This window comes from Thetidibacter halocola (genome assembly GCF_018224955.1).
GTDB lineage: Bacteria > Pseudomonadota > Alphaproteobacteria > Rhodobacterales > Rhodobacteraceae > Thetidibacter > Thetidibacter halocola.
In genome coordinates this window covers 60,758-72,667 of the sequence record NZ_JAGTUU010000003.1, presented here as the reverse complement: position 1 = coordinate 72,667, position 11,910 = coordinate 60,758, and the positions used below count along the sequence as shown (strand labels likewise).

The following is an 11,910-nucleotide window of genomic DNA, read 5'->3' as shown; positions in this document are numbered from 1 at the left end:
GCGTTTCCCTCTCTCGTCATGCGGCGCGTTCGCGGTGCCGCCGGTAGTGTTTCAGCCACGCCTCGGAAAAGCGCAGCACATCGGTCTCGGTCGTCTCGGGCCCAAGGCTCACGCGGATCGCGGAACCGGCCACCGTGTCGTCATATCCCATCGCCCGCAGCACGCGGCTGGCGCGGACCTTGCCGCTGGAACAGGCTGATCCCGCGCTGATCGCGAAACCGGCCAGGTCCATCTGCATCACCTGAGTCTCGCCCTTCCAGCCCGGCAGGGCGAAACAGGACGTGTTCGGGAGTCGCGTCGCGGATTTCCCGACAAAAATAGTCTCTGGAGCGTCAGCCTCAATGGCTTTTTCTAGAATATTTCTAATTTCTGTCACGCGCACCCAGGCACCAGCCGCCAGATCGCGCACCGCCGCCTCGGCCGCCGCGCCGAATCCGGCGATGCCGATCACGTTCTCGGTGCCCGATCGACGCCCCATCTCCTGCCCGCCGCCCTTGATCTGCGCGGTCAGGTCGGTGCCGCGCCGCATCACCAGCGCGCCCACACCCTTGGGCCCACCCAGCTTGTGCGCCGAGACCAGCGCCATGCCGCAGCCCATCCAGTTGAAGGCCACCGGCAGCTTGCCGAAGGCCTGCGTCGCATCGACCACCGCCAGCCCCTGCGCCAGTTCCTGCACCACGCCGGTCTCGGAATTGGCCGCTTGAAGCACGCTCCGCGCGGGATCCGTCACCGTTACACGCCCGTCGCGATCCACCGGCAGCACCGGGTCGACCCAGGCCGCCACCGCGTCATGTTCCACATCCGCGCCCATCAGGCCCCGCCTCGCGCAGGACAGCGCCGCCGCCTCGGTCGCGCTCGACACAAAGACCACGTCTGCCCCGTCCGCGCCAAGGGCCGCCGCCACCTGCCGCCGCGCCGTCTCGATCACCGCCTTGGCCGCACGTCCCTCGGCATGAACCGAGGACGGGTTGCCGACGACATCCATCGCCGCGATCATCGCGTCGCGCGCCTCGGGCCGCAAAGGCGCCGTCGCGTTCCAGTCGAGATAGACCCGGCTCACAACGCCCCCTGCTTCATCTTGCCCGGAAAACTCCGGGGGAGCGCCGCAGGCGCGGGGGCAGAGCCCCCATGACCCCGTCGGCACAGGCGCGGATCAGCGGTCATCGTCCACCACCGAAAAGATCGCCGGCACCGCAGGACAGGGGGCCAGCGTGTTGTCGATCACGTCCGACAGGCGCGCCTGGTGCAGGAAGACATAGACATTGGCCGACAGGCTCTGCCACAGCCGGTTGGTCAGCGACTGCGCCTTCGACCCCGAGGCGCCGCCCGAGGCGCCCGCGCCCTTGTGCATCGCGTCCACCGTCTCGTCCACCGCCGCAAGCACGTCGACCACCCGGATCTCCGAGGCCGGCTTCGCCAGGCGGTATCCGCCGCCGGGGCCCCGCACCGATTCCACCAGCTCGGCCCGGCGCAGCTTGACGAAGAGCTGTTCGAGATAGGGCAGCGAGATATCCTGCCGCCGGGCGATGTCGCCCAGCGTCACCAGGCTGCCCTGCGGTTGCAGGGCGATGTCGGCCAGCGCCACCATCGCGTAGCGTCCCTTCGTGCTCAGCTTCACCGCATCCTCCCGAATCCCTGCGCGCAATTGACCTTGACGGGCCGATTGCCTATCTGCTTCACGAGCCCGCGAGCGGGAGCAAAGCCATTAGAACTGTTCTAAGGTGACCGAGCGAATTCGTCAAGAATTACGCCCCACCCATAAGGAGCCGAAGTCGCCCCATGCCCGAGGTCATCTTTCCCGGACCCGAAGGCCGCCTCGAAGGCCGCTATCACCCGCAGAAGGACCGCGATGCGCCGATCGCGATCGTCCTGCACCCGCATCCGCAATTTGGCGGGACGATGAACAACAAGGTCGTCTACAACCTGCATTACGCCTTCTACAACATGGGCTTCACCGTGCTGCGGTTCAATTTCCGCGGCGTGGGCCGGTCCCAGGGTGAATACGACCAGGGCGTGGGCGAACTGTCGGACGCCGCCAGCGCGCTCGACTACCTGCAATCGATGAACCAGAATTCCAAGCATTGCTGGGTCGCGGGTTTCAGCTTTGGCGCGTGGATCGGGATGCAGCTCTTGATGCGGCGGCCCGAGATCACCGGCTTCATCAGCGTATCGCCGCCGGCGAACATGTACGATTTCTCGTTCCTCGCGCCCTGTCCCTCGTCCGGCCTGATCATCAATGGCACGGCCGACCGCGTGGCGCCGCCCGCCGATACCCGCTCGCTGGTCTCCAAGCTGCAGGAGCAGAAGGGGATCACCGTGACCCACGAGGAAATCGAGGGCGCGGGCCATTTCTTCGAAGAGCCCCACATGCAGACGATGATCGACAACGTGTCGACCTACGTGAAGCGGCGGCTGACCGAGAACACCCGCTGATCCGCCGGAGGTCCCATGTCCGAGAAGGTTCTCCAGGAGCTGGCAGACAAGCTGGCCGCCGACACGATCAAGGCGATGGACGCGCTTGGCGACGACCGGCTTTATGAACAGGTGGCCAAGGTCCTGGGCGCATCCTCGCAAACCTCGGAAGAGGCCTACCTGACCTGCATCCGCATCCGCCTGGCCGAGCGCCGGGGGCGCGATTTCCTGACGAACCATGTCAAGGAGGCGTTGAAGGCGCGCAAGGAAGGCCGCGACGCCCCCGAGGCGCTGGCGCCGGGATCGGACAACGAGCATCTCTGAGGCGCGGGCGGGTCGACCGCCTGACCTGCGAAACCTTGGGCGGAAGGACAGGGCATGACCCGACCTGACCAGGCGCGGCTCGACGCGCAGATGGATTTCTTGGCCGAGGCGGACAGGCTGAAGGGCGTCGTCCGCGCCAGCCGGGTCCTGCGGGGCGAGCGCTTCGAGAATTCCGCCGAGCACAGCTGGCACGTGGCGCTTTACGCCCTGACCCTGGCCGAACACGCGCCGAAGGGCTGCGACACCGGCCGCGTCATCGCCATGCTGCTGATCCACGACCTCGTCGAGATCGATGCGGGCGATGCGCCGGTCTTCGGAGACCACGACGCCGCCGCCCTGTCGGCACGCGAACAGGCCGCGGCAGAGCGGCTGTTCGGCCTGCTGCCCGCCGACCAGGCCACGCGGTTCCGGGCGCTCTGGGACGAGTTCGAGGCGAACGAAACGGTCGAGGCGCGGTTCGCCAAGTCGCTGGACCGCTTCGTGCCGCCGAACCTCAACCTCGCCTCGGGCGGGGGAAGCTGGGTGGATTACGGCGTCGACTGGGATCGGTTCGAGACCGGCATCGGCCCGCGAATCGCACATGGCGCGCCCGGGCTCTGGGACTGGCTGGCACCACGGGCGCGCGCCTTCTTCGAACGCATGGCCGGGCGGTAAGCGTACCGGGGCTTTGCCCCCGTCGCTTTGCGACTCCCCTGGAGTTCAGTGGCTCGATGATGGAGGCGCCGGGCTCGGATGGACCGGCCAGCGCCGCCGCAGGTCGTCGAGCCCGGCGGAGATCAACTCGGCGAGGACACCCTCGTCGATCACCGACAGGGATCCGAGATAGAGGCAGGACTTGCCCAGCCGATGCGGGCCAAGCCGGGGCAGGATGGCGCTGAAATCCGCATAGCCGGGCATGATGTAGACCACCATGTTCGCCTTGCGCGGGGCGAATCCGGTGGCAAGGTATTGCCCCGCGCGGCCGCTGGCATAGCGATAGTCATAGCGGCCATACCCGATGATCGACGGCCCCCAGAGACGCGGCTGCCAGCCGGAGACTCGGCGGAACACGGTATCGAGATGCAGGGCATCGTTGCGCCGCCCGGACGGTTCGACGGACGCGAGGAACTCCGCGACGGAGGCATCGGTCGGACGGGTCACGTTATCGGCCATGCCGCGCCTCGAGGTCAGAAATGGATCGCGCGGCCCCAGGCGTCGAGCACGCTCTCATGCATCATCTCGGACAGGGTCGGATGCGGGAAGACGGTCTGCATGAGGTCTTCTTCGGTGGTTTCCAGCTGGCGCGCGACGACGTAGCCCTGGATCAGTTCCGTCACCTCGGCGCCAACCATGTGCGCGCCCAGAAGCGCGCCGGTCTTCGCGTCGAAGACCGTCTTGACCAGCCCCTCCTGTTCGCCCAGCGCAATGGCCTTGCCATTGCCGATGAAGGGGAAACGGCCGACGCGGATTTCGTATCCCTGCTCTATCGCCTGCGCCTCGGTCAGGCCGACGCTGGCCACCTGCGGATGGCAATAGGTGCAGCCGGCGATAGATTTCGGGTCGACCGCGTGCGGATGGCCGCCGGCAACCAGTTCGGCGACCATGACACCCTCGTGGCTGGCCTTGTGCGCCAGCCAGGGCGCGCCCGCCACGTCGCCGATGGCGTATAGCCCCTCGACCCCGGTGCGGCCCAGCGGGTCGGTCACCACGTGGCTGCGGTCGATGCGCACGCCCAGCGCCTCGAGCCCCAGCCCCTCGACATTGCCGACGATACCCACGGCGGAGATGACCGTGTCGAAGGTGTCCTTCGCAGTCTTGCCGCCCTGTTCGATATGGGCGGTGACCGATCCCTTGCCGCGCTCGAGCTGCTTGACCATCGCCTGTTCGCGGATCGTCATGCCCTGCTTCTCGAAGGCCTTTTTCGCAAAGGCGCTGATCTCGGCATCCTCGACGGGAAGGATGCGGTCCATAACCTCGACCACCGTCACATCTGCACCGAGCGTGTTGTAGAAGCTTGCGAATTCGATGCCAATGGCGCCCGAGCCGATGACCAGCAGTTTCTTCGGCATCCGTGGCGGGGTCAGGGCGTGCTTGTAGGTCCAGACCAGGTCCCCGTCTGCCTCGAGCCCCGGCAACTCGCGGGCGCGGGCACCGGTGGCCAGAACGATGGCGGGCGCCTCGAGCGTCTGTTCGCCCTTGTCGGTCGTGACAGAGACGCGGCCCGGCGCGGGCAGGGTCGCCTGACCCATGAGCACCGTCACCTTGTTCTTCTTCAACAGGTGGCCGACGCCGGAATTGAGCTGTTTCGCCACCCCGCGCGAGCGTTTCACCACTGCGTCAAGGTCGTAGCCGATACCGTCGGCCTTGAGCCCGTATTCGGCGGCACGGTGCATGTAATGCAGGATCTCGGCCGAGCGCAGCATCGCCTTGGTCGGGATACACCCCCAGTTGAGGCAGATACCGCCCAGGTGCTCGCGTTCCACCACCGCGACCTTCAGGCCCAGCTGCGCGCCGCGGATCGCGGCGACATAGCCGCCCGGACCGGCACCGATCACGATCATGTCGAAGCGCTGCGCTTCCATGCTGTCCTCCCTGTTCGCGTGGGGAGAACGCTAGGCGATTATCCGCAGCGCATCAATCGGCTGCGGTCAGACTGTCTCGTCCGCCTCGAAGCCGCGCAGGATAGCGGCATAGCCGCCTTCCTCGTCAAAGGCGCGTTCGGCCGCGGTGGGCGTCCTCGACAGCGCCGCGTTGCGGAACGGGAATCGCCCGAAGCGGCGGATGATCTCTCGGTGGACGCGGGCGTGCAGCAGGTAGCCCGTGCCATCCTCGCCCATGCGTTCCTTGATCAGGCGCACGGCGCGGTCCTGGTCGGTCAGCACCTCGGAGTGTTCCAGCGTCAGGTAGAAGAAGATGCGCGCCGGCGTGTCGATCTTGATATCCCAGCCGCGATGGATCGCCTGTTTCGCCGCCGCGCGCGCTGCCGCGTCCGAGGCGAAAGCGCGCGGATCGCCGCGGAACATGTTGCGCGGGAACTGGTCCATGAGGATGACATAGGCCAGCACGCCCGAGGGATAAGTCAGCCAGAGGCCGTGCCGCCCCTCCATCGCGCCTTCCCACGTGTCGCCGAAGCGGTCGCGGATCGCCTTGTCCAGCGCCTCGTCCTGCCGGAACCAGCCCTCGGGGCCGATCTCGTCCAGCCAGAAGGCCAGGACATCTTGGGGTGTCACCATGTCTGTCACTCTTCCGCGCGCGGCGGCGCGCCCCTCATGCCATGCGGTCGGGCGATGCTAGGACAGTCCGGCGCGGGCAACCAGTCACAATTTCTGTCACGGCGTAACAGCGGGGCGCGCAGGATTGCCGCAGGGTCAGGCCGCCTGATCCCCTGTGCTCTTGGGGTTCTCGCTGGCGATCTCCCGCGCGGCCTCGACCGCCACGAGGCCGGCCGAGGGCATGACCGGCTGATAATGCGCCGTGTCCTGGACGGACGGAGCGCGGCGCCGCGTCATCCGCCAGGCAGCGTAGAGGGCCAGCAGCAACAGCAGCGCGGCGATCAGCATGAAAAAGCCCGGCGGTCCGATGACCTGGAGCGCGTAACCCACGATCAGCGGACCGGTGATCGCGCCGACCCCGTTGACGAACAGCAGGCCGGCCGAGGAGGCGGCCATGTCCTCGGGCTGAAGGAAGTCGTTGGTATAGGCGATGATCAGCGAGTAGAGCGGGTTGGAACAGCCGCCGATCACCAGCGCGGCGCCCACCAGCACGACGAAGATGTGACCGAACAGCATCGCCACCAGCGCCGCGGCGCCGCCGGTGATGGCGATCAGCATGATCAATACCCGGCGGTCCATCCGGTCCGACAACCAGCCCAGCGGGTAGAGCAGCAGCAACGCGCCGACATAGAAGGAGGCAATGAAGATCGAGATCTGGCCCAGCGTCAGCCCGGCGGCGGTGCCATAGACCGCACCCATGCCGAATTGCGCGGCGAACACACCGCCCAGCAGGAACATGCCCACGATACCCAGCGGCGACACGCCGTAGAGCTGGCGCAGCGTCATCGGCTTGGTGCTGTCGAAGGCCGGGGTCGGCTGGATCGACAGCAGGATCGGCGCGAAACTGATCGAGACGAGGACCGAGGGAATGATGAACAGCAGGTAGCCGCTGACATCGGGCACCACCAGCAGCGCCTGTGCCGCGATGATGCCGATCATCTGCACGATCATGTAGGCCGAGAGAGCCTTGCCGCGCGTCTCGTTCGTGGCGGCGTTGTTCAGCCAGCTTTCGGCGGTGACGTAGACCCCGCAGAAGGAGAACCCCAGCACCACCCGGCCCAGCGTCCAGAGGATCGGATCGGGGAAGGCGGGAAACAGGATCAGCACCGCAGAGACGAAGCTGCCCAGCGCGGCGAAGACCCGCACATGGCCGACCCGGCGGATCATCCCCGGCACCATGCGCGAGGCAAAGAGGAAGCCCGCGAAATAGCCCGACATGACGACCGACATCTCGAGCGGCGAGAATCCGGCCGCCGGCCCGCGCACGCCGAGGAGAGAGCCCTGCAGGCCGTTGCCGAGCATCAGCAGCAGCAGGCCCAGCAGCAGGGCCCAGGAGCTTTTCAGAACTTCGAGCATGTCGCCTCCGGCGGTTGTGCCCCCCGGGGCTAACAGGTCGGCACGCGGCTTTCTAGGCCAAGGGCGACGGAACGGGTGCAGGTCGCGTCGCCGGCGAGAGCTGGAAGACGCGACAGGCTGCGACAACCGCCAACCGGCCGCGGGCCCTGCAAAGGTCAGGTTCGGCGCGGGACGGCCGGGGTCAGCCCGGCATCAGCAGCGAGGCGTCGCCGTAGGAGAAAAAGCGATAGCCGTCGAGGATCGCGTGATCGTAGATGCGCATCATCCGCTCGCGCCCCATCAGCGCAGAGACCAGCATCATCAGCGTGGAGCGCGGCAGGTGGAAATTGGTCATCAGCGCGTCGGTGACGTGAAAGGTGAAGCCCGGATAGATGAAGATGTCGGTCACGCCGCGGTATGGCCGGATGGCGCCGGAGCGCGCCGCCGTCTCGATCAGGCGCAGCGCAGTGGTGCCCACGGGAATCACCCGCCCGCCTGCCGCCTTCGTCGCGGCGATCTCGGACGCGGCCTGGTCTGTCACCTCGCCCCATTCGCCATGCATCCGGTGGGTGGTAACGTCCTCGACCTTGACCGGCAGGAAGGTGCCCGCGCCCACATGCAGTGTCACGAAGGTAAAGTCGACACCGCGCGCCTTCAGCGCCACCATCAGCGCCTCGTCGAAATGGAGCGAGGCGGTGGGGGCCGCGACGGCGCCCTGCCGCCTGGCCCAGACCGTCTGGTAGTCGTCCTTGTCACGCTCGTCGGCGGGGCGTTTCGCGGCGATGTAGGGCGGCAGCGGCATGGCGCCGGCTGCGTTCAGCGCCTCGTCGAAATCCTCGCCTTCGAGGTTGAAGCGCAAGTAGCCCTGCCCGTCTTCCTTGACCTCGACCGTGGCCGAGAGCACGTCTGAAAAGACGATCGTCTCGCCGATGGCAACCTTCTTAAGCGGTTTCAGCAGCGCCGCCCAGATGCCGTCGGCGCGCGGTTCCAGCAACGTCGCCTCGATCCGCGCCGCGGTTTGGCCGGTGGCGCCACTGCGGTGGCGCAGCCCCGACAGGCGCGCCGGGATCACGCGGGTGTCGTTCAGCACCAGACGGTCTCCGGGGCGCAGGATCTGCGGAAGCTGGTTGACGATCCGGTCTTCGATCCGGTCGCCTTGCGCCAGCAGCAGCCGCGCCGAGGAACGTGGGCTGGCGGGCCGCGTGGCGATCAACTCGTCTGGAAGGTCGAAATCGAAATCCGACAGCTTCATCGTGCAACCTCTTGGGATAGTATGGAAACCGCCTATTGCGACAGCCTGGGCGGAGGCCGGCGGAAGATGTCACGGAACATGCCGGGGGTGAAGACCGAAAGCGGGTTCACCGCGATGCGCGGGCTGGCGGCGGGCCCCGTCATGGTGAAGTTGAAGCCGATCAGCCCCTCGCCGCGGCGGGAAAAGATCTGGCCGATCCCGTTCAGCAGGTAGACCGGCGACAGCACACCCTGCATGTCCATCTGTCCCGAGGCGAGATCATAGTAGCCGTCGAGCGAAATGCCCATCGACGGCCCCACAGCCGACGAGCGTGATACCGTCACCCGCCGCGGATCGAGGCGGAAGCGCGCCTCGACCTCGTCGAAGTAGATGCCGGGGCCGTTCATCTGGTCGAGGATGCCGACGATGCTGATCGCGTCCAGCAGCCCGGTGATGGCAGAGCCGCCCTGCAACCGCGTGCCGCGAACCGTGAGCAGCCCGTCGAATGTGCCGGGCTGTCCCGCCACCGGCCCGAGGTCGAGCGCGAAGGTTCCGTCCTGAACCCGTTTCAGAATACCGGCGGCGCGCAGGATGTCGCCCGCGTCCTCGCCCCGGATGCGGAAGGCGCTGCGGCCGCCGGGCTGGGGCAGGACCTCGCCCGTGATCGGGGCCGTGCCACCGACGCGGGCGGTGAAGGCGCCGCGCAGGCCGCCGGTCGTGTCGAACTGCCCGGCAAAACGGTCGAGCGCGATGGTCTGGCTGACCTGCAACCGGTCGAGCGCAATGCTCAGCGGTGCGCCGCCTCGGCCAGATCCGCCACCGCCCCCGCCGCCCAGCGTGGCGGATCGCATGTCGGCGCGGCCGCCCAGCACCTCTACCGCCGGCGGCAGACCTGCACCCCGGCCGCGCAGCCGGGCGCTGATATCAAGCCAGTCGCCCAGCCGCAGCCGCTCCAGCCGCAGCGTATCCAGCCCGCCGCCGGGACGCAGGGTCAGGTCGCCCGCCGCGTCCAGCCCGCCGCCCTGCAGCGAGAGCGAGTCGATCGTGGCGGGTTGCGTGGCGCGTCCCGCGATGCGGAATTGCCCGCCCGCGCGCTCGGCCAGGCGCCAGCCAAGTTGCGGGATCGACAAGCCCAGCCCCGCGAGGTCCGAGGTCAGCGCGAAACGGGGTGGCGTGCCGCGCGCCAGCACCACCTCCAGCTTGCCAATGCCGGAGCCGCTGAGCATGCCGTCCGGCAGGCCGATGCCGAAGGCGCGTAAGGCCTGCGGCGTGATCGCGACATCCGCCGTGACCGTGCCGCCCTCGCCGCCGCGCAGCGGTTGCCGCCAGCTGCCGGTGGCCCGCACGCCATCCACGGTGACCGGGCCGGCGATGGACAGCGTCTCATTGTCGAGCCGCAGCGTCAGGCCGTCGCCCCGCAAGGAACGGCCCGGCAGCAGCTTGTCCGAGGCGACATCGTCCAGTTGCGCGGTCAGGTCGAGGTCGACATCCGGCAGCTTGACACCGGGCCGCAACGGCAGGCGCAGCGTGCCCGTCAGCGCGACCCGCCCCGTGGCCATCGCCGCGTCGCGCCCGGCCTTGCGCAGCACCTGCCAGGCCTCGTTATCGACAAAGGCCAGCGCGGCGGTGCCGGAGCCTTGGGCGCGCAGGGATATCTCTCCGGTCGATGGCCGCTCGCGCAGGTCGGCGATGACCACCTCTGTCCCGGCAAGGTCGATCGGGCCGCCCTGCCCCGGATCCAGTTGCCCTGCCTCCAGCCGCAGACCCAGTCGCGGCCCGTCGATCACCAGCCGCCCCGAGGCCGCCTGCACCGGCGGCAGGCGCTTGTTGAACAGCACCTCGCCCGCGTCGAAGGCAAGGTCCAGATAGGTGCGCAGCGGCGCGTCCGGCAGGGCGCGCAGGGCAAAGGTCACGTCGCTGATTCCACCCTGCAGCACATGCTCCTCGACCCAGGACCGCGCCTTGGCCTTGAACCCCGCCGGCCAGAAGGACAGGACCTGTGACGGGCTCGTCCGGTCTGCCGTCGCGTCGAGCGACAGCTGCCAGCCCTCGGGCGCGGCAACCAGCTCTCCCGACAGGTTCAAGGGCAGGTCGGAATCGGTCGGGCGCAGCCGGCCCAGCGTCAGGCGGAAGGGTTTGAAGGCCAGCTTGAACGCCATCTCGGCCCCGTCGAAGGCCAGCGCACGGTCCATCACCGCGCCTTCCCTTGCCTCGATCCGGGTCAGTCGGAACTGCCCCCAGAGACCGGTGGGCCAGCCTGTCTCGACGCCTTGCAGCCGGGCCAGGCCCTCGGCCGTGACCTGCCCCAGCGGCGAGACCACCGCGATCTCGTCGAACCTCAGGTCGCCGCTTTCGGGATCGAAGGTGAAATAGGTGCGCGCGCTGTCGAAGGGCACGGGCCGCGTCGCCGGGTTGGGCGCCAGCGCGCCCGCGCCGATGGTCAGCACCGCGTTCAGCGGCCCCAGCCGCCCGTCCGCCTCGAAGCGCGACCGCAGGCTGCCCGAGATCGGCGCGTCCAGCGCCTCCAGCCAGGCCAGCGCGGGAGTCTGCGTGGCGATGTCGCGCGCGGCAAGCCCGGCCAGCGTGATCCCGAAGTCGAGCGAGGAGTCGCCGATGGCGCTGGAGGCGTTGAGTTCCAGGCTGGCCGCCGCATCGCCACCCGCCAGCAGCGCCAGGTCGCCGGTCAGGTCCAGCACGCCATCGGTGCGCGCGATGCGCAGCCGCCCACCATCCACCGTCCAGCCCCGGCGGGCGCGCAGGTCCTCGTAGCGGATGGTCAGCGCGTCGGCGTCGATGAGGTTGAGGTCTTGCAGTCTCGGGTCGGACAGCAGCCGGTCGATCTGCGCCACCATCTGCGGCACGCCCGGCGCCGCCTGCGCGCCCCAGGCATCGCCCAGCGCCAACCCGATCCGCCCGTCGGCGTCCCGCGTCAGCGTCAGCACCGCGCCCGACACCTGAAGCTCGCGCAGCACCGGCTTGCCGCGCAGCAGGGGCAGCGGCAGAAAGGCCGCCTCGATGTCGGAAAGCTGCGCTATGGGCAGGCCCGCGGCGTTGTCGAATTCCACATCCCAAAGGATGACCCGCGGCAGGCCCGAACGCTGGATCAGCACGCTGACCCGGCCAAAGCGCAGCGACAGGCCCGGCGGCAGGGTCTCGGCGATGCGTGCCTCGATCCGGTCGCGCAGCCAGTCGGGCGCGGCCACCGGGCGCCCCGGCACCAGCCAGACCGCCAGCGCCAGCGCCGTCACCAGCGATGTCAGCAGCCACAGAGCGACCCGCCCGCCGCGCCGTCGCCGCGCAGAGACCCTGCCACCTTCGATTTCACTCCGGTCCGTCACTGGAAGCCGCGCCCTGCCG

The 11,910-nt window shown here is 68.5% G+C and carries 11 protein-coding genes; 3 read left to right on the top strand and 8 right to left on the bottom strand.

The window, feature by feature from the left end; all coding sequences use genetic code 11:
• Positions 1-16: 16 nt before the first annotated feature.
• Both KB874_RS07415 and iscR read right to left on the bottom strand, forming a co-directional pair.
• Positions 17-1,060 (bottom strand): cysteine desulfurase family protein, encoded by a 1,044-nt coding sequence (locus KB874_RS07415; protein WP_212535937.1) that lies wholly within the window; start codon positions 1,058-1,060, stop codon positions 17-19.
• 93 nt (positions 1,061-1,153) lie between these two features.
• Positions 1,154-1,618 carry a Fe-S cluster assembly transcriptional regulator IscR gene (gene iscR, locus KB874_RS07410; RefSeq protein ID WP_212535936.1) on the bottom strand — a complete coding sequence of 155 codons (465 nt, stop codon included), beginning with the start codon at positions 1,616-1,618 and terminating at the stop codon, positions 1,154-1,156.
• A gap of 161 nt (positions 1,619-1,779) precedes the next feature.
• Here iscR and KB874_RS07405 point away from each other — a divergent pair, with 161 nt between their 5' ends.
• Genes KB874_RS07405 through KB874_RS07395 form a run of 3 tightly spaced genes read left to right on the top strand, consistent with a single transcriptional unit; the run spans position 1,780 to position 3,390 of the window.
• Positions 1,780-2,433: an alpha/beta hydrolase gene (locus KB874_RS07405; protein WP_212535935.1), complete on the top strand. Its 654-nt coding sequence runs from the start codon at positions 1,780-1,782 to the stop codon at positions 2,431-2,433.
• Between the two features lie 15 nt (positions 2,434-2,448).
• Positions 2,449-2,736, top strand: coding sequence for a hypothetical protein (locus KB874_RS07400; protein ID WP_212535934.1), 288 nt, complete (start codon positions 2,449-2,451; stop codon positions 2,734-2,736).
• 54 nt (positions 2,737-2,790) lie between these two features.
• Positions 2,791-3,390: an HD domain-containing protein gene (locus tag KB874_RS07395; protein WP_212535933.1), complete on the top strand. Its 600-nt coding sequence runs from the start codon at positions 2,791-2,793 to the stop codon at positions 3,388-3,390.
• A gap of 45 nt (positions 3,391-3,435) precedes the next feature.
• Here KB874_RS07395 and KB874_RS07390 read toward each other — a convergent pair whose 3' ends face one another.
• From KB874_RS07390 to KB874_RS23270, 6 genes are all read right to left on the bottom strand, one after another.
• On the bottom strand, positions 3,436-3,888 hold the full coding sequence (locus tag KB874_RS07390; protein ID WP_212535932.1) for a DUF1801 domain-containing protein: 453 nt from the start codon (positions 3,886-3,888) through the stop codon (positions 3,436-3,438).
• 14 nt (positions 3,889-3,902) lie between these two features.
• Positions 3,903-5,297, bottom strand: coding sequence for a dihydrolipoyl dehydrogenase (gene lpdA, locus KB874_RS07385; RefSeq protein ID WP_212535931.1), 1,395 nt, complete (start codon positions 5,295-5,297; stop codon positions 3,903-3,905).
• A 66-nt stretch (positions 5,298-5,363) separates the two neighbouring features.
• The gene (locus KB874_RS07380) at positions 5,364-5,948 is read right to left on the bottom strand and encodes a DUF924 family protein (RefSeq protein WP_212535930.1); all 585 of its coding nucleotides are present in this window, start codon (positions 5,946-5,948) and stop codon (positions 5,364-5,366) included.
• A 135-nt stretch (positions 5,949-6,083) separates the two neighbouring features.
• Positions 6,084-7,343, bottom strand: coding sequence for an MFS transporter (locus KB874_RS07375; protein WP_212535929.1), 1,260 nt, complete (start codon positions 7,341-7,343; stop codon positions 6,084-6,086).
• A gap of 181 nt (positions 7,344-7,524) precedes the next feature.
• Positions 7,525-8,574 carry a tRNA preQ1(34) S-adenosylmethionine ribosyltransferase-isomerase QueA gene (queA, locus tag KB874_RS07370; protein ID WP_212535928.1) on the bottom strand — a complete coding sequence of 350 codons (1,050 nt, stop codon included), beginning with the start codon at positions 8,572-8,574 and terminating at the stop codon, positions 7,525-7,527.
• 32 nt (positions 8,575-8,606) lie between these two features.
• Positions 8,607-11,891 (bottom strand): YhdP family protein, encoded by a 3,285-nt coding sequence (locus KB874_RS23270; protein WP_212535927.1) that lies wholly within the window; start codon positions 11,889-11,891, stop codon positions 8,607-8,609.
• Positions 11,892-11,910: the final 19 nt, after the last annotated feature.